This window comes from Bacillus sp. ISL-41, from assembly GCF_018613235.1.
Lineage (GTDB): Bacteria > Bacillota > Bacilli > Bacillales > Cytobacillaceae > Mesobacillus.
Window position 1 is genome coordinate 136,151 of sequence record NZ_JAGGQP010000016.1, and the last position, 24,958, is coordinate 161,108.

Below are 24,958 nucleotides of genomic sequence, written 5' to 3' on the forward strand. Positions count from 1 at the left end.
GTTGGAAAAATCAGCAGCTAAAAAAAGCACATTCGTTATAATTGGTGGGAAACTGCTTTTTTATGCAAAAGAAGGAAAATTTGTTTTTGTTTCGGTATTGAGGTCCCACTTCCCTCCAGAACAAAAAGCGCAAGCGCCTCGTTCAGCCCCGACAAGCGCTGGATGGCCGAACATTGAAGTCGTTCTTTGACTTCATTGGGCCGACCGAAGCGACTCGAGGGGCTAGGCGCTGGAGCTGGATTAAGAATACTACATGTAGTTATCCACAAATAAATAATTTTATAATTTACTAAGAAACAAAAAAAGAAAGACCTGATGGCCTTTCTTTTAGTTGATATTTTTCTTGTTTGGAGCGAGTGGCAGCGGGAGGACTTCGTTCAGATTGAAAGGTCCAAGCTGATCAATATTCGCATTTGTGAACCTGACACCTGAGTAATCAAACTCGCTTGCAGTCATTAGGATCGCCTCGAGATTCGGCAGGAAACTTTCGTCTAAAGTTGTATCCTCATCAAGAGTAATCTCTAAAACTTTATCTTCATTTTGTTCCGTTTGGGCCAGCTTGAAACTATCCGGAAGAGAAGGTGAAAGGTAGCCTATTTCATCACCTTTTATCATCTGCAAAAATGCTTCACCAATTGTTTTGTGCTGTTCTTTAGTCGGTACAAGGTATGGGTTAGGCATGCCTTCCACTGGCAAGAACAAGTAAGCTCTTCTATTAGAAGTTCCCGTGTTGATTGGCAGCTCCTTCATAGCGCCATAGTTGCCCATGTCTATCCCAGGTTTGCTCTCTGTAGTCAGTACCATTTTATCGATCCCTGCTTGCGAAAAATTCTGTGTCATGGAATCAACAAAAATAACGTTTGCAGCACTTCCATATTGATACGGGTGAGTTTGTTTTACATCCATTGTCAATGCCTTCTTCGCTTCATCGTAACTCCATGATGCATCCATTGGATAGTACTCGGTTAATCCCCATTCCTCTTCTTTTAACATCGGCATTGTTTCCGTATAGCTGTCAATCCAGCTTTTTCCTTCTTGCTTGGGTATTGTAACAGTAACTGGGACAACAGTCATAACCTGCTGGTCGGGAATGGCATAGGTAAGGAGTTCCGTAGTCTCGGTGTCTACTTCTTCTGCATATATAGAAATCAGGCCGTCATAAGGGTCTGCTTGATCCAATGCAGCGAAATCCGCCTTTTTTTGCTCACCATCTGCTGACTCCGCCATGAATGTGTTTTCCTGTTCCCCAGTACTTTTTTCATTTGCCGAATCATCCCTGGCAGCTGTATCCATCTCCATTGAAGATTCGGCTCCAGTTGCGGAGTTGCGATCCATGCTTTCATGAGATGACTGGTTGACACCCAGCAAGCCCGGAGAAAGAATAAAGGCGAGGAAGAGCACAGCGGCAAGAGCTGCGCCTGGAATAACCCAGGCTGGCATTTTCTTTCTTTTTTCTACACGATGGGCGATATTCTGATAAATGTCACGAGAGTCGCGATGATCTTTTATCTTAGGCATTTGGCCGAGGATTTCTTCTAGCTGCTTATCGCTTAGCTGTGACTTTTTCACTAGTCATCCCTTCCTTTTCAATCATTTCTTCCATCAGCTTTTTCAATGTCTTTAAAGCACGGTGCTGAGTCGTCTTTACCTTGCTTTCCGTCCATGATAAAGCTTCTGCTGTTTCGCTTATCGTTAATTCATGTATATAGCGCATGATGATGACCATTCTCTGGTCAACCGTGCATTGGTCAAGGCACTTGTACATCAGTTGGATCTCTTCACTTTGAAGTGCCATTTCTTCAGGAAGGGGCTGATCGTCCCTTACCTGGCGTGCAGACATATCAAAGGATTCAAGCAATCGCTGCTTCCAGCCCTTCTGTTTGCGGAAATGATCAATCGCGACATTTTTGGCAATCGAAAACAGCCATGTCTTTTCACTGCTCTTTCCCTCAAACCGATCATACGCCTTTAATACGCGGATGTAGACTTCCTGTACAAGGTCTTCAGCCAGCTCCCTGCTTTTTACCATATAAAATAAAAATTGAAAAACGTCATGATGATATTTTTGATACAATTCATCAAAAACGGAGTTCATAGCTCTATTCGCCTCCGTATTCATTAGATTAGTCGTAAAGTATTAATAAAAGTTTCATATTAACTATATTATTTTTAGAATGGAAATGGAAGGAATTTTCGCGGACAAAATATTCGATGAAGTTACGTAAAATTATAATGGTTTTCCAAAATGAAGCAGGCTATAGAATAAATAAATCTGTTGGAAGGGTACTAATGAACAATTTTCTCCTGATTTTCTTTAGATTTGTCCGATTGAGGAGTTCTTATGGACACTTTTTCCTTGTTGCCACTCGCATTTGTCCGATAGAGGTGCTCTAACGGACACTTTCCCCTAAGTTCCACTTCAGTTTGTCCGATAGAGCCATATTAACGATTTTTCGTTTCCAAAAGACAAAGAAGCCCATCCCAAAAACGGAATGGACTCGTTAATTGTTCCTTGTGAATCAAGAATAGTCGGCAAGTTATTCAATATTTCGAGGGATGAAAAAGGAAAATGTCGTACCTTGTCCGAGTTTGCTTTTTACCGAGATATTCCCTCGATGTGCGTCGATAATATTCTTGGCGATGGCTAGTCCAAGACCCGTACCCGATACGCCTCGAGTTCTTGACTTATCGCCTTTATAGAATCTCTCGAATAAGAATGGCAAGTCTTCCTCAGAAATACCAGGCCCCTGGTCGCTCACCTCAAAATATAAGCCGCGTTCATCGGTTTTACCGCTGATTACAACAGATGCAGAATCCGGGACATGCCTGATTGCATTATCAATCAAATTGGTAAGGACCTGTTCGATGCGGTCTGGATCAAATCGAAAATCAATTTCTTCTGAATCGAAGTGGACAGTTAACTCAATCCCCTTCTCCTTCGCAAGGCCATGGAATTTACGGATGATCCGATTGACATAAGGACTAATCTCGACGGTTTCAACGTTAAGAAGAATATGTCCTGCTTCCATACGGGCTAAATCGAGCAGTTCATTAACAAGTCGGCCCATCCTTAGGGATTCATCGTAAATGACTTTGGCCATTTCCTTCTTTTCTTCATCTGTTTGCGCGATGTCATCGACGATTGCTTCACTATATCCTTGCATCATCGAAATCGGCGTCCTTAATTCGTGTGAAACATTTGCGATGAAGTCTTCTCTCATTTTGTCGAGCTTTCGTTCCTCTGTCATATCGCGGACAACAGCTACAGCTCCTCGGATGAATCTCTTATTATAAAGCGGGCTGACGATGATTACCCATGTCCTTCCCTGGGCCGTAATCTCCCCAACCTGCTCTTTCTCCGTATTGACGGCAAGCTGGAATAACTCCATGACTTCAGATGGCACGGCATCTGTATTTTCGGAAGCCAGACCCTGCTCATAATACCAGTATCTCAGGAAGATTTCGGCAGGCGGATTGGTAATCAAAATTGTACCATCACGATTGAATGTGATCACACCATCTGCCATGCTGCTGAGGATGCTTGTCAGCTGTTCTTTTTCCTGACTCAATGCGTTCATGTTGAATTTCAGCTGCCTGCCCATCTGATTGAAGGCAGTCGCTAATTCCCCTATTTCATCATGGGTGAGGATTGGCACCTTTGTATCAAACTTACCTCTGGCAACTTCAAAGGCTGCTTCCCTCATTTTTCGCAATGGAGCAGTAATCCTTGTGGACAGGAAAAATGCAAAAATTGTCGTCAGGACTATTGCAACGCCGGCAGCGAGCAAGATGAACTTGGTGGTCAGCCTGGTCGTCTCTTCCATTACCTCTAGTGACTGATAAATGAAGACTGCGCCATTTTCATTTTCAAACTGGTGCAACGGAACACCGATCATTAAATATTGGGTATCATCAACATCGTTTGAAATACCTGGCATGGAAGTAATGATATCTACCGTTTTGTCATTCTTAAAAACAGCAGAGAGATCCTCGTCATTCATAAAAAATGATATGGGTACATGTGTCGTGTCTTCTCCACCAGGTGAGTAAAAATACGTATTCTGATCTTTAATGACCGTTACCCTGGAGTCATCGTCGACCATTTCCCATGCAATTTCAAGACCTAATTGTTCCTCCTGGCCGGGATGATCTTCCAGTACCCTTGCTATTTTTTCTGCAGTATTGGTCATTCCTTTCCTGGTTTCATTAATGTGATAATTTTCAAAGAATTCCATCAGCATAACTGTCAGGATGAACAATACAAATGAAACCAGCAAAAGGATGGTAATCCAAAGCTTACCTACTACACTGCGCCAAAACATCATTCATTGACTACCTCGAACTTGTAGCCAACACCCCAGACTGTCACAATCATCTTTGCTGCCTGTTCAGATACTTTGTTCAGCTTTTCGCGCAATCTTTTAACATGAGTATCTACCGTACGCAAATCGCCGAAAAATTCATAATGCCAAACTTCCTTCAATAATTGCTCGCGATCAAAAACCTTATCAGGGGCTTTCGCAAGGAAGTAGAGCAATTCATATTCCTTAGGCGTCAGGCTGACTTCTTTGCCATCAGCTAAAACCCTATGGGCATCATTATCAATGGTTAAATGAGGGAAAACAATCACGTCTTTTGCAGTCGTCTCAGTCTGCAGGTAACTTGTGCTCGATGAGCGTCGAAGCATTGCTTTTACGCGCAGCACAACTTCACGAGGGCTGAACGGTTTAACGATGTAATCATCAGTCCCTACCTCGAAGCCTTGTACCCTGTTCACTTCCTCACCTTTCGCGGTAAGCATGATCACAGGTGTTGACTTCTTTTCACGAAGGTCACGGCAAACCTCGATTCCGTCTTTCCCAGGCATCATCAAATCTAGAAGGATTACGTCATAATCGTTGGCAAGCGATTTTGCCAGCGCTTCATTTCCATCTTCGGCTTCATCAATTATATAATTCTCTCTTTCAAGATACATCTTCAATAATCGTCTGATTCTTTCTTCATCATCCACTACTAAAATCTTCACGTCTTTTTCCATAAGGTATATCCCTCCCTGCGATTATTTTACATAAACATGCGTCTACTTGCCATGATTTTTTAAAAAAGGCCTTCACTTAAGACAGTGAAGGCAGTCATAAAATTGACACAAATTAGGAACCTGCATAAGAATGCAGACCTGCAATTACAAGGTTAACTGCTACCAGGTTGAACATGATAATGATAAAACCAATGACCGCAAGCCATGCGGATTTTTCTCCATGCCACCCTTTTGAAAGGCGCAGATGCAGGAAGGCCGCATAGAAAAGCCAGGTTATCAATGCCCAAACTTCCTTTGGGTCCCAGCCCCAGAAGCGAGTCCAGGCAATCTGAGCCCAGATCATCGCAAAAATCAGTCCGCCAAGCGTGAATACCGGGAAGCCGATCAATACAGAACGATAGCCAATCTCATCAACGAGATCCATATTGATGTTCTTCGTCCATGGCTGCAATGCCGCAGCAATTCGCTTCCGCAGGATGAGTCTTAGTAATACATATAATACTATACCCGCTGCGAGCGACCAAATAACAGTATTCAGCTTCTTTGCACTGATGATTGCAGGTGTCTCGAATAATGGTTTAAAACGGTCTTTATCAGTCAGCTCAAATTGATGCGGTCCCACTAAAGCTGGAATTGTATATTCCTCTGTGGCAGGCTGGCCATCCTTGTTGATATAGTTAAAATTCGCTGTATAATCTGTTGCTGCGAAGAAACTTGAAACAAACACGAAGCCAAGCGTGCTGATCAAGCCAAACAAGACAACTTCAAGCCATAATGTACTTTTTGTTTTCTTCGTCTGGTCAACACTTTTAACGAGATAAATCAAACCAGCAGCAAAACTGATCGCCAGGATTGCTTGTCCGATCGCTGTCGTCGTTACGTGAATATGGAGCCAGTAGCTTTGAAGCGCCGGAATCAATGGAGTGACTTCCCTTGGGAACATGCTTCCATAGGCGATGATCAAAGCAGCCACAGGCAATGTGAACAGTCCCAGCAATGGAGTTTTATACATGAAATAAATGAAGATAAATGCTCCTACCAATGACATGCCGAAGAATGTCGTAAATTCAAACAGGTTGCTGACCGGTGCGTGACCGGAAGCAATCCATCTTAAGATAAAAAATGTCAATTGGGAAAGGAAACCCGCAATAGTTACAATGACTCCAATATTCGCCCATTTATTTGGGGCATTTTTTTTATCAGCATGCCTTTTATCCTTAATAGCTCCCCCGAAAAACAAGATGCCGACTAGATAGAGGATAAACGCTGCAAACAGAAAATTAGAACTCAACTCAACCATTATTTTCCCTCCTTACTCCTTCTTTTCTTCTGCCACCTGGTCCTCAGGAGCCTCTATTCCGGAATCGGAAAAGACTTCTTCTAGCTCTCTTTTTAAACCATGCCAGTTTTTATTTGTATGTGCCGCAGTCCATACCTGGTTATTTATTCTTCTTAACCATACACGTCGATGGTTCCAATATGCCCCCTGGATGACACCAATCATGAATATTAATCCACCAAGACCAATGATCCAAAGGGTATGGTCTTTTCTGACAGTAAGGGCCGTTACATTCTTCGTTTCAATCCCTGCGAATGTCATCTTGTAGTCATTTTCACCCAAAGGCTCGAGATTCTGCCTGATGGCTACGAAACTGACTTCACCTTCTGTATTCTCAGGAGAGAACATTTTAAAAATAAAAGCAGGGTTATTGGGAATTCGGGACTTCGTTGCCGGTTCCCCATCTTCATTGAACTCAAAATCCGGGAAATAGCTCATCACTTCGACTTTGTACCCATTTCCTAAATCGTACTTCATTTCTGGGTCATATAAGTCTACAGTCACATCACCAAACATTTTCCCTGTCTCTTTATTTTCGAGTGTAAAAGCCATTTTGCTCATTTCATCAAGTTTGTAATCGACCTGGTACAAGGCAAAGCCATCGATTTTCAGAGGCTTGTTCACCTGGATAGCCTGGTCACGAATCTTTTCAAGCTCAGGTTTTTCACCCGGGACAATTTCTCCCTGTCTCTTGTATAAAGTAGCGTCAGTCTGATAGTTTTTAACTACAGTTCCTGCTTTGTTGATTGCATCCTGAAAGACTTCCTCATCTTTATCTTTATCATAGACTTCGAAGATAAATTGATTGTTTTCAAGATAATAGCGGCCTTCTGTGCCAGGAATTGCTTTTGTTTCGCCTTCCCTCAGCCACAGGATTTCATCCACGTACATTCCAGGAACGAATCTGAGCATGCCGCCAATCAAAAAGATAATCAAGCCTAGGTGGTTTACATATGGGCCCCAGCGTGAAAAACGGTTTTTTTCGGCGAGGATATCGCCATTTTCCTCGCGCAGCTTATAGCGTTTTTTCGTCAGATTTTCCTTGATTTTTCCTAATGCTTCATCTGTTAGGACCGCATCTGAAGCGCTGAACATTCTCTGGCGCTTCAAAAAGCTCTCATGTCTTGAAACCCTTTGGTTTTTCAATGACCTGTATAAGGGAACCACCCTGTCAAGGCTTGCGATAACAAGTGATATACCTAAAGCTGCGATCAAAAGCAGATACCACCAGGAACTGTAGAGGTTGTGGAAGCCAAGATCATAGTAAAGCTTTCCCATCCAACCGTATTGCTCTTCATAGTATTCCCATGGAGGCATGACGGGCGGAATGTACATTTCCTGTGGAAAAATCGTTCCTAAAGAAGATGCAATTAAGAGGATGACGATTAGCCAAACCCCAACTTTCACTGAAGAAAAGAAATTCCAGATTTTATCGATGAATGTCTTGTTATAGGTTTGTGATCGGCGCGCACTTCCTTCATAGCGCATATCAACGAGCTGCTTTTCTTTCTCTTTTTCTTCCAGCACTCTTCCGCAAGATTCACATAGGATCGTTCCCTGCGGATTTACATGGCCGCACTCACATTTTACTTCGTTCATAGTAAAAACTCCCTGTTCCCCTTACTTTTTAAGGTTTAATCTGTTCCATGAATTCACGGACTGTTTCTTCAGATAATTCCCCAGTATGGCTTTTTACGACATTTCCTTCTTTATCAATCAAGAAGGTTATTGGCAACGGGTTGATTCCATACGCTGCCTGTACTGGTCCCTCGTCGATCAGAACTGGAAAAGTCATGCCTTTTCGCTCAATAAACCTATTAACGGCAAGTTCTGATTCACCGGAGTCAATTGCCAGCACCTGGACACCCTGATCCTTGAACTGCTGGTACTGATTTTCGATATAAGGCATCTCCCGCTCGCATGGCTTGCACCATGTTGCCCAAAAATTAAGGAAAACTCCTTGCCCTTTATAATCAGAAAGCCTGTGTTTATTCCCTTCCATATCAACAAGGACAAAATCAGGAGCAGGTTTTCCAATCACAATCTTCTGGTTTTTATCTTTATTCATGTTAGCGTACAAAGTATAGCCAACTGCCAGAGCCATAACCGCGAGAATAATTGTTCTAGTGATTAGACGTTTATTTTTCATTCCTAAACCTCCCACCGTATTTCTCCCTCATTATAACATTCTAACTACATCCATGTTAGTAAGTCTAAGACTTTTTCATAGCCAGGACACGGAGCTGTTTCACTTCATGATGTGTAAGCTCCCTGATTTCCCCCGTCCGTAAGCCATTTAGCGTCAGGAATCCATACTTTTCCCTTTTCAGCTTTAATACCGGGTGCCCGATTGCGTCGAACATCCTTCTGACCTGCCGATTACGGCCCTCGTGGATGGTTATTTCAACAATGGCGGAATCTTTCTTTTTATCAACACTCAGCAATTTTGTCCTCGCCGGCGCAGTTTTCCCATCCTCCAGCATGACTCCTCTAGCCAGGCTTGTCAGCTTTTCCTTTGAAGGGATTCCTTTAACCTTTGCAACATACACCTTATCAATTTCATTGCTTGGGTGCATGAGCAGATTCGCGAATTCTCCATCATTCGTCAACAATAGCAGCCCTGATGTATCATAATCCAGCCGCCCTACAGGATAGATGCGCTGCTCGATTGTCTGGAAAAAATCCGTAACCACTTTGCGCCCTTTATCATCCTGTACACTCGAAATAACACCGCGGGGTTTATAAAACAGGAAATATACCGGTTCTTCCCCCTCGATCTGGACTCCATCCACTTCGACTCTGTCAGATGAAGTCACCTTCCGGCCAAGTTCTTTGACAACACTGCCATTTACCTTGACCCTTCCTTCGAGGATCATTTCCTCAGCTTTTCGTCTCGATGCTATTCCTGCATGAGCAATCACTTTTTGCAGTCTTTCCATTAAGGTCACTCCTAGTTAATATCAATTACCTATGGTTAATATTAATATCTAATCCATCCTTATGAATTATGACATAACTCTCGCTGTTTTCAAAGTAAGCAATGGTGTAAAAAGCGAAAAATAAATAGGGAATGTTAATTGTTTTTTAACATTGTTTCGTTACGCTCTCCTGCTAAACGGATGTTTTTCTTATATAATAATGTTTTTCTGTCCATTAGAATAGGCTCTATTATTATTCAGTGTTGATATTCTTGTAGGCATGAGAATTCATTCGCGGATAATTTCCGGCTATTGTATATAGAGGGTGATTGAACGGCAGAAATAAGTGGAGATATTCCGGTTAATTGCTTTAAATAGGATAAATTCCAACGATTTGAATGAAATAGACGGAAAAACGACCCTTATTTTTAATGAAATAAGGGTCGTTACCAATTTAAACGGAATATTTCAGTTTATTGTCCCACACTATGAAACAAACTTTCAGTTATCGTACCCGCTTAAGGTATCTTCTTTATTTTGAGAACATGAACGTGACTACGATAATAGCTGTTATGATGGCAACTGCGTCAGCAAGGAGACCGACTTTGAGTGCGTCTCCCATTTTTTTAATCCCGACGGCTCCGAAATAAACGGTGAGGACATAGAACGTAGTGTCCGTACTTCCCTGAAGGGTGGCTGCAAGAGTTCCGATAAAAGAATCAGGCCCATGGACACCAATCAGGTCGCTGGTAATTCCGAGTGCCGCTGTACCAGAGATCGGCCTGATCAGCGCAAGCGGAACTATTTCTGCCGGTATCCCCACCATCTCAAGTCCAGGCCGCATCCAATTCACCATGACATCAAGTGCGCCTGACGCCCTGAAAACCGCAATGGCGACCATCATCCCCACCAGGAAGGGCATGATGGAAACAGCCATTTTGATCCCTTCTTTGCCGCCTTCTACAAAGCTTTCATATGTGGGAACTTTTTTATACGTGCCATAAATCAAGATAAAAGCGATCAAAACAGGGATGAACCATAGTGATATCGCAGATACAATTTCCATTTTGATTTACCCCTTCTTGCTTCTTCTATAGTAAAAGAAACGGTCTATTAATATCGCTGCAAAAGCAGAGACAGCAGTTGCCACAAGAGTCGGCCCAACTATATCTGTCGGGTTGGCGGAATCATAATTCATCCTTATCGCGATAACAGTGGTTGGAATGAGGGTGATGCTTGCTGTGTTGATCGCAAGGAAAGTGATCATCGACCTGCTGGCTTCGTTTTTCCCATCATTCAACTTCTTTAGTTCTTCCATTGCCTTGATTCCCAGAGGTGTAGCAGCATTCCCAAGCCCAAACATATTCGCAATCATATTCGACAGTATGTAGCCCATCGCCGGGTGGCTGGCTGGGACTTCGGGAAACAACTTTGAAATCAAAGGCTTAAATAAAGATGAAAGCTTTGATAAAAGTCCAGAATCTTCCGCAATCCTCATCATCCCGAGCCAAAAAACAAGGATGCTGATCAATCCGATACTAAGTGTGATTGCTTCCTTAGCACCCGTAAAAACAGCCTCGTTCACCTCAGCCATTGTGCCATTCACCATCGCAAAGCCAAGGCCAATTAAGATCATTACCACCCAGATATAGTTAACCATGATCCTGGACCCCTGCTATTGAGGTAAAAATATTTTTAAAAAGGTCGAAGAAGGAGTTTTTCTCTTTTTCCTCCACTTGGTAATAAACAGGTAAACTTGCAATCTGTTTACCATCTATAAAGACATTTGCCCGGCCTGCGATAGGAGTTCGAGTGTCCTCTCCGACTGGTGCCGCTTTTTTCAATCTATATTCCACTTTGACCAGGTCCTCTTCTTCTGAAGTGAGCGGGTATACAAATGAATGGTCCAGATAAACTTTATTTTTATAATCCGAACCCTTTATCCCTTTCACTTTACCTTTAGAAAGAATTTCCACGATGTCATAATTTGAAAATGCCGTTTCAAACATCTGGATGTGGTCATTCCAATCGTCAGGCGCATTGAGAGTGACTGCGATTAACTCAAAATCATCCTTTTGGGCGGTTGAGACCAAAGTTCTTTTCGCCCGTTTTGTATAACCAGTCTTTCCACCGGTGCTATATTTATATTTCTCTGTCAGAAGGCGGTTCTTATTTTTCCATACCCTGTCCCATGTTTCTGTTGGATTAGGAGCCCTGTGAATTTTTGTACCGGAAATCTCCTTATAAACCTCATTTTCCATTGCATACCGTGTAAGAAGAGCCATGTCATATGCTGTGGAAATGTGGTCCTCATGGTCATCCAACCCGTGGGGATTGGAGAAATGGGTATTTTCCATACCGATTTGCTGCGCTTTTTCGTTCATCAAGTAAGCAAATCCATCCAGACTGCCGCCAACATATTCCGCGATTGCAACAGCAGCATCATTACCCGATCTCAGCATCAAACCATACACTAGATCCTCCAGCCTGATCTTTTCTCCCGGCTTCAAGTAAATGGAAGATCCTTCAGCACGAACAGCATTCTCGCTCACTTTCACCTTTTCATCCAATTTACCAGATTCTATCGCAAGAATGGCAGTCATGATTTTAGTGATACTGGCAATCCTGCTTACTCTGTGCGCATCTTTCTCAAATAACACCCTGCCAGATTCCTGTTCTATCAAAATAGCGCTTCGGGCACTTACCGACACAGAAGCCTGCGCTGTTTGAGGAATGCTGTAGATCAACAGAGTGACAATTAACAATAACTTCATCCCAATCCTTTTCATTGACAGACCCTCGTCTCCTTTGGCAGTTTGTACAAGTTTATGCAGGACAAGGAGTGTTATGACACAAATTGGAGGACGAGAACAGCGGCGAGTTGAATATTTCCCTGAATTTGAGCAAGCCAGACAGCCAATTTCCAAATAAAAAGGGAACAGCCAGTTAAATAGCTGTTCCCGTGGTAATCATTATCTTGATTGAAGCATTTTTGTCCGATAATCTGTTTCGTAATATTCAAGTTCTTCGCGGGCTCTCTGAAAACCACTTTCAAGGCTGACCATAAGTTCGTTTAATTCAGCCGGCACTTGCTGCCTGAACTTGATTGCATTTTTTCCAGTATAAGCAGCTCTGCTGTCCTCATACCATGCATCGTTTTTAGGAGAGAAGAATTCTTCAATGCACTGATAGTAGATTCGGTAGAGCGTCTTCTCAGCTGCCGGCTTTGAAAAGACTTCTGCCTGCAGAATCACCCTGCACGCATCCAGGCCTTCATCACAGTATACAGCAAGCTTTCGAAGGCTTGAAAGAATCGTTTTATTGTATTCTTCATCTGATGGCTGCCCTTGTTTTAGTTTTTCAAGGGTTGTTTGATTCAGGTAGTTCTCCAGCTTCATTACGGTATCCGCCAGAAATCCCCTTACTTCCTCGATTTGTGTTTTTACGATTGTATTTCCCAAATTGACACCCCCACTGGATTTTAACCATTTCACCTTCGACGTTGCTTCTTTGCGACGGACTTTCCTAGTCGATTCAATTCTGGAATTGGGTTTCATTAAAGTGAATTCCCGCGACCACGAATCTTAAAAGTCTGAGAGTAAAGACAACAAAGTTAACGAAACTATATCGGCTGGATAATATAATCCAAGGGAGAGCGCACTTCAAAGCTGCCTTTTTGCTCGATGCCTTCGTATATCCCAGGTACCTTGCTATAATCCAGACCTTTGAAAATATCCGCGAACTCTCTCTGTTCATTTATATATACCCTTTTACGATGGCGATATCCCGGATTTTTCAATAAGGCAGCTAATGCCACCAAATCCCTCATATATACTTCCTTGCTTCCGGTGTTGAAGATTGGATCCTGTTCAAATGGAGTGACACTTCCAGCTAACTCATCAAAATACCTCACATAAAGGACATGCAGGGTTTTCTCCTTGCCTTCTTCCACAAATGTTACTTCGCTTCGGTTGAAAAAATCCTCCGAGGTGTTTGATTTTTCTTTTTCAAGTTCATAACCAATACATTGCTTTATAAGCATGGTATTCCTCCCGTTGGACATTCATTCTAAAATTGTTATGTAGAAAGAAATGCTTTTGAAAGATGCCAGCATTCTGGCACTCGTCCTGCATTTCTCAAATAATTATTTTGATTTTATCATAAATTCCAAACTTTGTGCACAAAAGCTATTGATCCGTCTCCATTGTTTCCTGGAATTTCTCAAAGAATAAATCTGCGTCGTCCTGCAATTCGTCATCCTCAATATGATCAGGAAGCGGAGGCAGTTCACTTATATTTTTCAATCCGAAATAATCGAGAAATTCTTTAGTCGTTCCATATAAAATGGCCCGTCCCGTTCCTTCTGCTCTTCCAACTTCTTTTATCAAAGCCCTTGATGACAGAGTATGAAGAGGTCTTTCCGTTTTTACCCCGCGGATCTCCTCGATTTCAGCCCTTGTAATTGGCTGCTTATAGGCTACAATCGCCAAAGTTTCAAGTGCTGCTTGTGACAAGTGCGCGGTTCCAGGAGATTCCACAAGCTTTTTTAAGTAATCGGCATGTTCTTTTTTCGTGGCCAGCTGGTATACTCCAGCGAGCTGAACGACTGTTATTCCGCGGTTTTCGTCATCTTCATAATCCTGCTGAAGTCCGGTAACAATTTCATTTGCCTGGATTTCATCTACTTCAAGTACAGCTGTTATTTGCTTCATGCTCAATCCTTCATCACCTGCGGCAAACAGGAGGCTCTCCAATATTCCTTTCCACTTCACTATTCCCACGCCCTTACTCCTTTCTGGCTGTCATATATATTTCTGCAAAGTTCTGCTCTTGTTCTATGTCGATTTCTTTCCGTTTGATCAACTCTAGAATTGCCAGGAATGTAACAACAATATGCTCTCGGTCAGATTCAGGAAACAAGTCATAGAACTTTTTCCTTTCGCCGCTTTCTTTCAGGAAGCTGAGTACCTCGTCCATCCTTTTTTCAATGGAAATTTCCTGACGGGCAATTTTGGTTGAAATGGGCCTTTGCAGCTTCTTCCTTCTTAAAAGTTTTTGAAATGCACCTAGCATGTCATACAAAGAGATATTCAAGTCGGTATTTTCACCCTTAATTTCATGGGCATATTCAGTTAGGTCACTAGGAGGTTTGGTGTACATAAGACCCCGTTCCTCCTCAAGGGATTTAAGATCACTTGCTGCCTCTTTGAATTTTTTATATTCAATCAATCTCTCCACGAGTTCATTTCGCGGATCCCCATCATCATCAAATTCAAAATCATCTTCCAGTTCTTCTTCATGCTTAGGGAGAAGCATCTTGCTTTTAATTGCTAACAGCGTCGCTGCCATCACGAGATATTCACTTGCGACATCAAGCTGCAATTCCTTCATCGCATGGATGTACATTAAATATTGTTCCGTTATTTCCGCTACCGGTATATCGTAAATATCAATCTCCAAACGATTGATCAAGTGCAGAAGTAAATCCAAAGGACCCTCAAAGGCCTCGATTTTCACGTTATATTGCATCATTTCCCACCAAAATTCCTATATTGAACTGCATCATTATATAAGTATAGTAGATAAACTTCATGTTATCCATTACTAATTTACATCGTTAAAACTGAAGTCTTTATTATAAATAGCACAACCGCCCAAACCTTTCCCCCTGTTGCTGCATATGCTGAAAATGAATACTAGGCTATTTCACTATTAGGAGGTTATGTTAAATGTCTGATGGAAAAGGTTATGGATACGGAGCAGGCTTCGCATTAATTGTCGTGCTTTTCATTTTGCTCATCATCGTTGGTGCTGCCTGGTTATAAGCCAGTACCAAAGACGAAGATGCCCGGCACCAGCCGGGCATTTTTATATTTGGCTGATTGCAACCGCTGCTTTTTATCTTTTAATTGAATATATGCTAAGCTAGTAGTACTTGATAGGGGGTAATTTCATGACAAAATATCCAATATCCTATATACAATATCTCGCTCATTTCCACGGAGACAGGGATTATTTTGAATGTCACGAAATCCTGGAAGAATATTGGAAAGCGACAGATTCCGGCAATAAAAAATCCATCTGGGTTGCATTGATCCTGTTGGCAGTATCAAATTACCACCATCGCCGTAAAAATTTTTCCGGTGCAACAAGGACTTTAATTAAAGCGATGGAGATCTTTGCAGATGACAAGGAAGCGACAAGCCGTTTGGGGATCGATCCTGAACTTTTGTATGGCACACTTGATAAAAGAAAGGAAGACTTGCTAAACAGACTTCCATACACCAGCTTTAACCTGCCTGTATGTGATTCCGAGCTTAAAAAGCTTTGCCATGAAGAATGCAGGAAAAATGGTTTTACATGGGGAGCAAGCAGCGATCTGCAAAATCCCGATTTAATCCATCGACACTCAACACGTGACCGAACTGATGTGATTTCAGACCGGCGGATGGCTCTCGAGGAAAGGAAAAACAGAGAATAATAAAAGGCAGCTGGATTAACATCCACTGCCTTCTACACTATTGTCTTCCTCGATGCATTTTTCAAAAAAGGATGCTGTTTCAGCATTTGCAGCTGCTGTCCATTCTGGAAACATCTCCTGCAGAGAATTAACCATACGCCTTCCAATTCCCTGATGGCGATGTGATGGATTCACTGAGATGTGAAGAAGCTGCATCATTTTCTCTTCAGTGAAGTTAACACCCAACAGTCCGATGATATCTTCCCCTTCTTTCCATAAAAACAGCTGCCACGAATCATCTGCTTCATAATTCCTCATCGTTTGCTGAAGTTTTTTCAGATCCTTTTCATTTGGCATGAAAGATAATAATCCCATTGCAATCTTTTCAAATGCCTTTTTATATCGAATTAGCATAAATATCCCTCATTGTGGTTTGACAATAATAATGGAATGAAAACAGAACTATTTTTCCCATATCCCATTTAATTTAAACCCTATCTTCCCTTAAAATGGAATCGAAGAAAATTACATGTAAAAACCCTATTTTGATACTATATGTTTTTCCTCAATTTATGGTTCTTCATTTAATTCAATTGATAATATCATACATAATCTCTAACGATACTTCAAATTTTTTCAGAAACCTATTGTCCTGGTACGATAAAAAACCAGTAATAAGCTCCCCAGCCAATAGACATTAAAAGTAATAATGCGAATAACAGCCAGTTGTTCTTTCTCAAACGGAATCCCTCCCAATCTGTAATTTTACAACAAGACCGGGTTTTTAGCCAACGAAGTAGATTTTCACTTCTTATCTTGTAAAAAAAGCTGCGGGAGAGCAGCTTTAATTTTTCACCTTTTCTTTGAAAGGAAGATCTAATTTTACCATATCTTCAAATGTTTCACGGCGAACGACGAGGGTATCCTTTGAATCTTCCAGGAAAACCACCGCTGGTCTTGGAAGGCGATTATAATTATTCGCCATTGAATACCCATAGGCACCTGTACAAAAAACAGCCAGAAGGTCACGGTCTCCAGCCTTTGGCAGCGGGAGGTCCCAAATCAGCATATCTCCAGATTCACAGCATTTCCCGGCAATCGATACAGTCTCTTCAGGTTTGTCCATGACTCTGTTTGCAAGCACTGCTTCATATTTAGCCTGGTACAAGGCTGGGCGAATATTATCGCTCATCCCTCCATCGACAGCTACGTACTGACGAATATTCGGTACGTCCTTTCGTGAACCAACGCGGTAAAGGGTCGTACCAGCATCCCCGACAAGAGAACGACCGGGCTCTATCCAAATTTCCGGCATATTCATCGAATAGTGAGAAGCTTGCTTTTTCACTTCCGCAATGATTTCTTCAACATATTGAGCTGCCGGTATTGGGTCATCTTCGTCTGTATAGCGAATTCCAAATCCACCGCCAAGATTGAGGACTTTGGACTCGAAAGACAGATCCGTTTTCCACTGATTAAGCTTTTCAAAAATTTTCTGTGCCGCCAGGATGAATCCTGTTGTTTCGAAAATCTGTGAACCAATATGGCAATGCAGTCCAAGAACTTCGAAATTTTTGTTATCAAGACAAAGTTTCAAAGCCGCTTCAGCCTGTCCGTTCTGTAAATCAAATCCAAACTTCGAATCTTCCTGTCCTGTTAAAATATAGTCATGTGTATGGGCTTCAATGCCAGGTGTCACTCGTAATAAAACCTTGATCACCGCAGTCTTTTCTTTGCAAATATCCTTGAGCATGTCCAATTCATAAAAGTTATCGACAACGATGCAGCCAATATTATGTTCTATGGCCATGATCAGCTCATCCCGGCTTTTGTTGTTGCCATGGAAATGAATTTTTTCTGTCGGGAAGCCAGCAGCAAGTGCCGTATAAAGCTCTCCGCCAGAAACGACGTCTAGTGAAAGATCTTCTTCAGCTGCCAATTGCACCATTGCCACTGTTGAGAAAGCTTTACTCGCATACGCTACTTGAGCAGTTATACCAGCATTCTCGAATGTTTTTTTAAACGCTCTTGCCCGTTCCCTGATCAAGGCAACGTCATAAACGTACAGCGGGGTTCCATACTTTTCAGCCAATTGGATTGTATCAACACCGCCAATTTCCAAGTGCCCCAGTCGATTAACTTTTGCAGTTCCATGAAATTCCATGTTGTCCCCTCATCCCTTGCCAATTAAAATCATTGTTCAAATATAATTTTTCATTGTTCAGTTAATTCAGCCATAATTTGTCCTATGGCTGTGTGAAACCCTGAAATCCTGTCCCGAAAAATGATAAATAAATAGACAGTTCATCTGATGAACTGTCTATTTATTTTTCGCTTTAAGTCTTTAGTAAATTAAAAACACTTTACCATAATCTGAGGGAACGTGCAATTGCAACCTTGTCATGATTTTGATGGCTGCTTGTAGCGGTTTCGGGCATGGACAATGCTAGGCCTGATTTTCGAACCTGGCACAGCCCTCCTGATCAATATCTGCATAAAGGCGATAGGGTGAAAAGGAATGAATGGCCACAGATAAGGAGTGTTCAAGGACTTGATACTGGCAAGCAGCAGCAGCCAGGCCGTGGTTCCTGCCACAAACCCCGGAACATGGAATATAGCAGTCGAAATCAACAGGAATACCCTTCCTATTTTGTTCGCTATACTAAGTTCATAACTTGGTGTCGCATAAGTTCCGATTGCCGCAACAGCCACATAAAGAATGACTTCTGGCACGAACAACCCTACATCGATGGCGATTTGCCCGATCAGGACTGCAGCGATTAAACCCATTGCAGTGGAAAGCGGTGTCGGCGTATGAATGGCCGCCATCCTCAGGAACTCAATCCCTCCATCTGCTAGCATGATTTGCAAAAAGATCGGGATGTTGGAGTCTTCATTAGGCCCGATAAATGAAATTTTATCAGGCAGAAGATCGGGATTCTGAACAAATAAGTACCATAACGGCAAAAGTAATAGTGATGCGAGCACCCCAAGGAATCGTATCCAGCGTACCATTGTCCCGACACCAGGTGATTGCCTGTACTCTTCGGCATGCTGAAGATGGTGGAAATAGGTCGTTGGTGTAATGATGACGCTTGGAGATGTATCAACATAAATAAGGACATGTCCTTCTAGCAGATGGGTCGCCGCTACATCGGCACGCTCCGTATACCTTACCAGCGGGTATGGGTTATAGCCTTGTTTCACCAAAAATTCTTCAATTGTTTTATCGGCCATCGTGATGCCATCGATCTTAATAGCCTGCAGTTCTTTTTTGATGACTTTGATCAAATCAGGGTTAGCGATATCTTTTATATAGCCAATCGCAACGTCTGATTTCGACCTTTCGCCTACCTTCATCATTTCAAAGCGCAGATTCTCATCCCTGATCCGCCTTCTTGTCAACGCTGTATTGACGATGATATTTTCAACAAAGCCGTCACGGGATCCGCGCACAACCTTTTCTGTATCAGGCTCCTGTGGCTGTCTACCAGGGTAGCTTCTGACATCAACCACTAATCCTATGCGTTCACCCTCAACCAATATAACAATGAGTCCCGAGAGAACTTGATCAACTAGCTCATCCATCGTTTTGATCTTGTCTACAGACTGGTGGGTAATCCGATTCTCGACAATCTCTTGCAAATGTGTAGAAAGTTTCTCGTTATCATTGATGTCCACCAATTCTTCAACAATATGTACGATGAAGCTAGTATCGCACAAACCATTCACATAATAAAAATGGACATTCTTTTTAAGGATTTTCAGTTTCCTGACTCCAAGGTCAAAACTGGCTTCCAGGCCAACGTGTTCTTTCATATATTTTTCAGCGTCGTCCAATGATTGCGGGATGGGCAGCTTGTCATTGTTCTTTGGCATAGAATCCGCTCCTTTCAAGGATGATTTCCACTGCTTTCTTCGTTATTGGCGAACCGATTTTATAGTGGTCGCGGCGTGCCATTTTACCGATATCCCCTATTCCGATTATTAATGGGACATCAAGCGTATCCAAACAGTACACTGTATCTCCGTTAATTCTCCCCATTTCCAGTTCTGGAATTCCATGTTTGTCCACTCCATAGGGGGTGAGTTCACCTTCCCGGTCTATGCAAAAATCCACGCGGCTCCATTCCGCCATATGAGTTTTCGAAGCGACAGCAATCGCTCCAAGCACCTCAATATCTTCATGCTCAGCCACGTATTTAAGAGCTTTCTCTCCTGCTCCCTCTCCAAGAAAGCCACTATCATCGAACATAACTAATACAGGATCCTTTGCAGCTTTTTTGATTAATTTAACAAGGTGCGGCCCCGAAAGGACAGAAGGATTGCCATGTGAAAGAGAGATGCACCGCCCGCCTACTTCTGCAGCCACATGCTCAACTGCACGCCGGGCATAATCATCACCATCTGTAATTAAGATTACCTTCCTTTTTTCGGCCATTCTCTGCCGTCCTTTCTGCCATTCATTTTTTCCGGATTTATTATCGTTGCAGGTGTAGGCAGGGCAACTACTCCAGTCAAACTACCTATAGCTGCATTCAAAAATCAACGTCCTACGAAATAAATCCAATGGAATAATGATCCGAATATTTTGCCCAGCACGATTGCCATCAACAATGTCTCAAGCTTGTCATCTACCCTGACTCTTTTAGCGAGGATCGGGAGTACATTCAGGACCTCTGTCAACGCAGCTGCCAGCATACCGACAAAGACGCCCCCTGCCAACCCAAGCGGAATAGTCACGTAAGGAGAGAAATTCATCACAGGATCTCTCAAGCTTCCTGCCGTTCCAAGCAGAGCTCCGAGTACCACTGCCCACTCATACCAGGAAATCAGTTTCATTGTCTTCGTCAGCTGTGTTAGCCTGGGAATCACTCCAAGAACCGATAAGAAAGCAACAAAACCAGACCCTACAGCAAGCCCGCTTGCCAGCCCGATAAGAACAATGAACAAGACACTAATCGTCATTAAGATGTTTCACGCTTTCCTTGTTTTCATGCAGGATGACGTATTGATCAAGAGATTGCTGGTAATTGAACATTTCTACTTCAAGCGGGCTCGGCTCTTCATTTAGCCTCTTTTTGAATACATGGTTAAAGAACAGGATCATGCCCAGACCAATGCCGATTGAATAGGGAATCTGGAATAACAGCGGCTTCGCAACTTCCTTTCCTGTCATAATAAAATAAAGCCGCTGATGCACCGACTGCATGCTGACATCTTCGTGGAAGTTCATGATAGTCAACGCTGCACCGAAAAATAGCAGGAACCACACAAGGATAAAGAAGGGAACCGACATCCCCTTTTTCTTGTAAATCACTTCGATGATCGTTTGAGGAGGCCCAACAGTCTGGATTTCATGATCAGGATATATCCCAGCAATGAAACGAATGACCTTCATGACATCGATAATGTGAATATGGTCCTTCGGCATAATCTTTTTAACTTGAAGAGAGGCCAGTTCCTGAAATATATCTTCGCTGGCAATGATCTGCGCAATATCCTTTAACAAAAGTGATTGCTCAGGTTTGACCTGAACGCGATTCCGCATACGGATATAAATCGTTTTTTCCATCAGATTCACTTCCAACACAGTGTTTTCCTCGTATATTTAGTATGGATTCCTGCAGTTATTTCATGAAGTCCAATAATTGGTTAAGATGGGATGCGCATTAGAGAGAAAGACGATGATTAGGTTATTGTGGAAGGACTAGTTGGGTTTATTGGTGACCTGTTTTTTCAGATTCTTGATTTTTTGGCCACCAATATGCCTCATTGGTGACCTCTTTTTCCAGAATTTTGATTTTTCGGGCGCCAATACGCTTCATTGGTGACCTATTTTTCCAGTATCTTGATTTTCTGGGCACCAATATGCTTCATTGGTGACCTATTTTTCCAGTATCTTGATTTTCCGGGCACCAATATGCCTTATTGGTGACCTATTTTTCCAGAATTTTGATTTTTCGGGTGCCATACGCTATATTGGTGATCTCTTTTCCTAGTAACTGGGATTTCCGAGCATTATTACGCCTCTTTTTCCTGCAGACAAAAAAGCCATATGGATTCAAAGATCCATACGGCCTTTCATTTGCTGCAGTATTTTCTTTTCGAGACGTGAAACCTGGACTTGGGATATTCCCAGGCGGACTGCGACCTCGGACTGAGTCTGATCCTTATAGTACCTCAAATACACGATCAGTCTTTCCCGTTCGTCGAGCTCGTTAATTGCCTCTTTTAATGCAATTTTATCAAACCAGCGGCCTTCTTCCCCGTTGTCAATCTGGTCTAGCAGGGTAATTGGGTCGCCGTCGTTTTCGTACACCGTTTCATGGATGGATGCCGGACTGCGGCTTGCTTCCTGTGCCATGATCACATCTTCAGGCGAGAGTTCCAGAAACTCGGCAATTTCATTGACAGTTGGTACCCTGCCCAATGTTTTGGAAAGCTCATCCTTCGCTTTCCTTATCTTATTTCCGGTTTCTTTTAGTGACCTGCTTACCTTCACGGTGCCGTCATCCCTGATGAAACGCTGGATTTCACCAATGATCATTGGAACGGCATACGTCGAAAACTTTACGTCATACGAGAGGTCAAATTTATCAACTGATTTCAAGAGGCCGATGCTGCCAATCTGGAACAGGTCGTCAGGTTCATATCCCCTGTTGAGGAAGCGCTGGACGACAGACCATACGAGTCGCATATTTTTCTGGACGATTAAGTCCCTGGCCCCCTGGTCACCCTGCTGGCTTCTCAAAATCAGTTCTTTGACTTCATGGTCCTTAAGATACGTTTGGCTATTATCCTTTTTTACCTCCACATCCATAGGCAGAACTCCCTTAATTGCACAGCGCTTTGCTCTTTGACAGGTGCTTTTTCAAACGAATCTCTGTCCCAAAGCCGGGCTCTGATCTCACTTGTACTTCGTCCATGAAATTTTCCATAATCGTAAAGCCCATACCGGACCTTTCAAGTTCAGGCTTGGATGTAAACAGAGGCTGCATGGCTTCATCGATATCTGGAATCCCAATTCCTTCGTCCTTAATCAGCATTTCCACAGTTCCATCCTGAATCATCACAGAAATAAACACTTTCCCATCTGGATTACTTTCATATCCATGAATGATCGCGTTCGTTACCGCTTCCGATACTACCGTCTTTATTTCGGTCAGTTCATCCATCGTTGGGTCCAGCTGGGCGATGAATGCAGCAACCGTCACACGGGCGAAAGATTCATTTTGGCTTAGTGCGCTAAAATGAAGATTCATTTCATTCTTCATGTATCAAGCAACCCCCAATCTCTCTAATGCATATTCTTCTGACGGTTCAAGACGGATAATCTTGAATAAACCCGACATGTCAAATAACCTCTTGATTGGCGGAGAAATTGCACAAACGACCATCTCTCCATGAAGCTGCTTGATTTGTTTATACCTTCCTAAAACTACCCCTAGACCCGAACTATCCATAAAGGTGAGGTGTTCAAGGTTCAAGACAATGTGGCGGACTTCTTCGTTTTCAAGGGCTTTTGTTGCCTGCTCGCGAAGCTGGTCTGCAGTATGATGATCTAATTCACCGCTAACTCGAATCAATAAGACGTCATGCTTCACTTCAATATCAATGTTAAGACTCACTATCCAAAGCCTCCTTATCTGGTATAGTGAGTCAAATTCTCCATTGATTAAGACAAATCCTTCTTAAGAACAAAACTAGTGCCTATTCGCTAAAACTAGATGGAATGGCAGAGTTTTCGACAATTCTAGTTGAAAATTTGGATTATTGCTGGCTTCCTGCTCTTGTAAACATCCCGAACGAGCGTTTATACAGGATCCACCAGCTGGCTTTCTCCACCTTTGCATCGGCAACTAGAGGTGTTTCTGCAAGGGTTTTTCCGTCTTTGACCAGCTTCAAAGTACCTACTCTGTCACCCTTTTCGACAGGTGCTTTAAGACTTTTATTCAAAGTGATTTTCTGTTTTACATCCTTTACGTCTGCTCCCTTTTTGGTCAATAGAGATACACTTTCAGATGTAACAGCGTTTATTGTCTTCTGGTCTCCTTTGCTAATGGCCGCTTTCCCAAGTGCATGTCCTTTCTTGAACATAGGATGCGTCTGGTACTGGCTGAAGGCATAATCCAGCATTTTCGTTACCTGTGCATTCCTGGCCTTGGAAGTAGGCGCCCCAAACACGACTGCAATCGCACGCATGCCATCCTTTTGAGCAGTAGCCGTCAAGCAATATTTGGCTTCATTTGTGAAACCTGTTTTCAGCCCATCCACTCCAGGATAAAAGCGCACGAGCTTATTCGTATTGACCAGCCAGAATTTTTTATCAGAGTCCTCACGGAGATAATCTTCATACGTTCCGGTGAACTTGGTGATTTTTTCGTACTTCAGCAATTCTTTCGCCATCATGGCCATGTCATACGCCGAGCTGTAATGCCCATCAACAGGCAATCCGGTCGTGTTCTTGAATACTGTATTCTTCAGTCCGAGCTCTTTTACTTTTTCATTCATCATTTTGACGAATGCTTCTTCAGAGCCGCCAATTCGCTCAGCCATCGCCACAGACGCATCATTGCCAGAGCCGATTGCGATTCCTTTCAGCAATTGCTCAACTGTCATTTCTTCTCCTGGCTCAAGGAAGATTTGAGAACCTCCCATTGAAGCTGCATATTCACTGGCACGGACCTTTTCGTCCATCTTCAGCCTTCCTTCATCGAGCGCTTCCATGATCAAAAGCATCGTCATGATTTTGGTCATGCTCGCAGGCGGCAGCTTTTCATGACTGTTCTTATCAAATAGAACCTGACCAGTATCACGTTCAATTAAAATAGCTGAACTGGCGTCATCGGCCAGTCCCGAGTCTCCTTCATTTGCATATCCTTTTGGGGAGATCATTGCAGCGCCCATCATAAAAACAAGCAGTAAACTCGTCAACTTTTTCAGATTCATGGCCATAACCCTCCTATCTTTATAGGGTCTATTTTTTCCAATGAATCCATTTTTATACAAACAAGGTATATAAATCCGATATTTTGCACAGAAAAAAGCGAAGAGTTGCCTCTTCGCATCAGACTGTAGACAAACTCGATGGAAATCGAACTTGCCTACAGTCTTTTTTGTTTGGTGGAAAATGGGAGCTGTTGATTTCCGTTCCAGGCGCTTCGCTTTCCGCGGGGCCGGCGGTGAGCCTCTTCGACGCC

The 24,958-nt window shown here is 42.7% G+C and carries 28 protein-coding genes; 2 read left to right on the plus strand and 26 right to left on the minus strand.

What is annotated here, in order from left to right; all coding sequences use genetic code 11:
* Positions 1 to 327: 327 nt before the first annotated feature.
* The 15 genes from J7I80_RS07675 to J7I80_RS07745 all read right to left on the minus strand — a co-directional run bounded on the left by J7I80_RS07675 (position 328) and on the right by J7I80_RS07745 (position 14,824).
* Positions 328 to 1,569 carry a hypothetical protein gene (locus J7I80_RS07675; RefSeq protein WP_214737191.1) on the minus strand — a complete coding sequence of 414 codons (1,242 nt, stop codon included), beginning with the start codon at positions 1,567 to 1,569 and terminating at the stop codon, positions 328 to 330.
* Positions 1,544 to 2,095 (minus strand): RNA polymerase sigma factor SigX, encoded by a 552-nt coding sequence (gene sigX / locus J7I80_RS07680; RefSeq protein WP_192470640.1) that lies wholly within the window; start codon positions 2,093 to 2,095, stop codon positions 1,544 to 1,546. The genes J7I80_RS07675 and sigX overlap by 26 nt, the downstream gene beginning before the upstream one ends.
* A gap of 442 nt (positions 2,096 to 2,537) precedes the next feature.
* Entirely contained in the window at positions 2,538 to 4,325 is a 1,788-nt protein-coding gene (locus J7I80_RS07685; RefSeq protein ID WP_214737193.1) for an ATP-binding protein, read from the minus strand.
* Positions 4,322 to 5,038 carry a response regulator transcription factor gene (locus tag J7I80_RS07690; RefSeq protein WP_041965633.1) on the minus strand — a complete coding sequence of 239 codons (717 nt, stop codon included), beginning with the start codon at positions 5,036 to 5,038 and terminating at the stop codon, positions 4,322 to 4,324. The genes J7I80_RS07685 and J7I80_RS07690 overlap by 4 nt, the downstream gene beginning before the upstream one ends.
* A 112-nt stretch (positions 5,039 to 5,150) precedes the next feature.
* Positions 5,151 to 6,338: a c-type cytochrome biogenesis protein CcsB gene (gene ccsB, locus J7I80_RS07695; protein WP_214737195.1), complete on the minus strand. Its 1,188-nt coding sequence runs from the start codon at positions 6,336 to 6,338 to the stop codon at positions 5,151 to 5,153.
* A 12-nt stretch (positions 6,339 to 6,350) separates the two neighbouring features.
* Complete coding sequence (gene resB / locus J7I80_RS07700; RefSeq protein ID WP_214737197.1) at positions 6,351 to 7,976, minus strand: cytochrome c biogenesis protein ResB; 1,626 nt, start codon at positions 7,974 to 7,976, stop codon at positions 6,351 to 6,353.
* Between the two features lie 28 nt (positions 7,977 to 8,004).
* Complete coding sequence (resA, locus tag J7I80_RS07705; RefSeq protein WP_214737199.1) at positions 8,005 to 8,526, minus strand: thiol-disulfide oxidoreductase ResA; 522 nt, start codon at positions 8,524 to 8,526, stop codon at positions 8,005 to 8,007.
* Positions 8,527 to 8,590: 64 nt separating this feature from the next.
* Positions 8,591 to 9,316 carry a 23S rRNA pseudouridine(2605) synthase RluB gene (gene rluB / locus J7I80_RS07710; RefSeq protein ID WP_214737201.1) on the minus strand — a complete coding sequence of 242 codons (726 nt, stop codon included), beginning with the start codon at positions 9,314 to 9,316 and terminating at the stop codon, positions 8,591 to 8,593.
* A gap of 511 nt (positions 9,317 to 9,827) precedes the next feature.
* A complete protein-coding gene (locus J7I80_RS07715) occupies positions 9,828 to 10,361 on the minus strand; it encodes a spore maturation protein (protein ID WP_214737203.1) in 534 nt (177 codons plus the stop codon).
* A gap of 6 nt (positions 10,362 to 10,367) precedes the next feature.
* Entirely contained in the window at positions 10,368 to 10,955 is a 588-nt protein-coding gene (locus tag J7I80_RS07720) for a nucleoside recognition domain-containing protein (protein ID WP_214737205.1), read from the minus strand.
* On the minus strand, positions 10,948 to 12,084 hold the full coding sequence (locus J7I80_RS07725) for a D-alanyl-D-alanine carboxypeptidase family protein (protein WP_214737207.1): 1,137 nt from the start codon (positions 12,082 to 12,084) through the stop codon (positions 10,948 to 10,950). The genes J7I80_RS07720 and J7I80_RS07725 overlap by 8 nt, the downstream gene beginning before the upstream one ends.
* 183 nt (positions 12,085 to 12,267) lie before the next feature.
* A complete protein-coding gene (locus J7I80_RS07730; protein ID WP_214737209.1) occupies positions 12,268 to 12,756 on the minus strand; it encodes a YpuI family protein in 489 nt (162 codons plus the stop codon).
* Positions 12,757 to 12,917: 161 nt separating this feature from the next.
* Positions 12,918 to 13,337 (minus strand): hypothetical protein, encoded by a 420-nt coding sequence (locus J7I80_RS07735; RefSeq protein ID WP_214737211.1) that lies wholly within the window; start codon positions 13,335 to 13,337, stop codon positions 12,918 to 12,920.
* A gap of 145 nt (positions 13,338 to 13,482) precedes the next feature.
* A complete protein-coding gene (gene scpB / locus J7I80_RS07740) occupies positions 13,483 to 14,076 on the minus strand; it encodes an SMC-Scp complex subunit ScpB (protein WP_214737213.1) in 594 nt (197 codons plus the stop codon).
* A 4-nt stretch (positions 14,077 to 14,080) separates the two neighbouring features.
* Positions 14,081 to 14,824 carry a segregation/condensation protein A gene (locus J7I80_RS07745; RefSeq protein WP_214737215.1) on the minus strand — a complete coding sequence of 248 codons (744 nt, stop codon included), beginning with the start codon at positions 14,822 to 14,824 and terminating at the stop codon, positions 14,081 to 14,083.
* 200 nt (positions 14,825 to 15,024) lie between these two features.
* Here J7I80_RS07745 and J7I80_RS07750 point away from each other — a divergent pair, with 200 nt between their 5' ends.
* Positions 15,025 to 15,120: a YjcZ family sporulation protein gene (locus tag J7I80_RS07750; RefSeq protein WP_079509612.1), complete on the plus strand. Its 96-nt coding sequence runs from the start codon at positions 15,025 to 15,027 to the stop codon at positions 15,118 to 15,120.
* A gap of 128 nt (positions 15,121 to 15,248) precedes the next feature.
* Positions 15,249 to 15,776, plus strand: coding sequence for a DUF309 domain-containing protein (locus J7I80_RS07755; protein ID WP_214737217.1), 528 nt, complete (start codon positions 15,249 to 15,251; stop codon positions 15,774 to 15,776).
* A gap of 15 nt (positions 15,777 to 15,791) precedes the next feature.
* On the opposite strand, the gene J7I80_RS07760 is transcribed toward J7I80_RS07755, so the two are convergent.
* The 11 genes from J7I80_RS07760 to J7I80_RS07805 form a co-directional block, all read right to left on the minus strand.
* A complete protein-coding gene (locus J7I80_RS07760; RefSeq protein WP_192470653.1) occupies positions 15,792 to 16,169 on the minus strand; it encodes a GNAT family N-acetyltransferase in 378 nt (125 codons plus the stop codon).
* Positions 16,170 to 16,599: 430 nt separating this feature from the next.
* A complete protein-coding gene (lysA, locus tag J7I80_RS07765; RefSeq protein WP_214737219.1) occupies positions 16,600 to 17,919 on the minus strand; it encodes a diaminopimelate decarboxylase in 1,320 nt (439 codons plus the stop codon).
* A gap of 236 nt (positions 17,920 to 18,155) precedes the next feature.
* Entirely contained in the window at positions 18,156 to 19,634 is a 1,479-nt protein-coding gene (locus J7I80_RS07770) for a spore germination protein (protein ID WP_214737221.1), read from the minus strand.
* Entirely contained in the window at positions 19,618 to 20,196 is a 579-nt protein-coding gene (gene spoVAEA, locus J7I80_RS07775; RefSeq protein ID WP_192470656.1) for a stage V sporulation protein SpoVABEA, read from the minus strand. Before spoVAEA ends, J7I80_RS07770 begins: the two co-directional genes overlap by 17 nt.
* The gene (locus tag J7I80_RS23470; RefSeq protein WP_285289119.1) at positions 20,175 to 20,297 is read right to left on the minus strand and encodes a hypothetical protein; all 123 of its coding nucleotides are present in this window, start codon (positions 20,295 to 20,297) and stop codon (positions 20,175 to 20,177) included. The genes spoVAEA and J7I80_RS23470 overlap by 22 nt, the downstream gene beginning before the upstream one ends.
* 3 nt (positions 20,298 to 20,300) lie before the next feature.
* A complete protein-coding gene (locus J7I80_RS07780) occupies positions 20,301 to 20,723 on the minus strand; it encodes a stage V sporulation protein AB (RefSeq protein WP_214737222.1) in 423 nt (140 codons plus the stop codon).
* The gene (locus J7I80_RS07785) at positions 20,713 to 21,330 is read right to left on the minus strand and encodes a stage V sporulation protein AA (RefSeq protein WP_214737224.1); all 618 of its coding nucleotides are present in this window, start codon (positions 21,328 to 21,330) and stop codon (positions 20,713 to 20,715) included. The genes J7I80_RS07780 and J7I80_RS07785 overlap by 11 nt, the downstream gene beginning before the upstream one ends.
* A gap of 489 nt (positions 21,331 to 21,819) precedes the next feature.
* Complete coding sequence (sigF, locus tag J7I80_RS07790; RefSeq protein WP_192470659.1) at positions 21,820 to 22,578, minus strand: RNA polymerase sporulation sigma factor SigF; 759 nt, start codon at positions 22,576 to 22,578, stop codon at positions 21,820 to 21,822.
* Positions 22,579 to 22,591: 13 nt separating this feature from the next.
* Entirely contained in the window at positions 22,592 to 23,032 is a 441-nt protein-coding gene (spoIIAB, locus tag J7I80_RS07795; protein WP_214737226.1) for an anti-sigma F factor, read from the minus strand.
* Between the two features lie 3 nt (positions 23,033 to 23,035).
* A complete protein-coding gene (spoIIAA, locus tag J7I80_RS07800; RefSeq protein ID WP_041965294.1) occupies positions 23,036 to 23,386 on the minus strand; it encodes an anti-sigma F factor antagonist in 351 nt (116 codons plus the stop codon).
* Positions 23,387 to 23,528: 142 nt separating this feature from the next.
* The gene (locus tag J7I80_RS07805) at positions 23,529 to 24,701 is read right to left on the minus strand and encodes a D-alanyl-D-alanine carboxypeptidase family protein (protein WP_285289122.1); all 1,173 of its coding nucleotides are present in this window, start codon (positions 24,699 to 24,701) and stop codon (positions 23,529 to 23,531) included.
* Positions 24,702 to 24,958 lie beyond the last annotated feature (257 nt).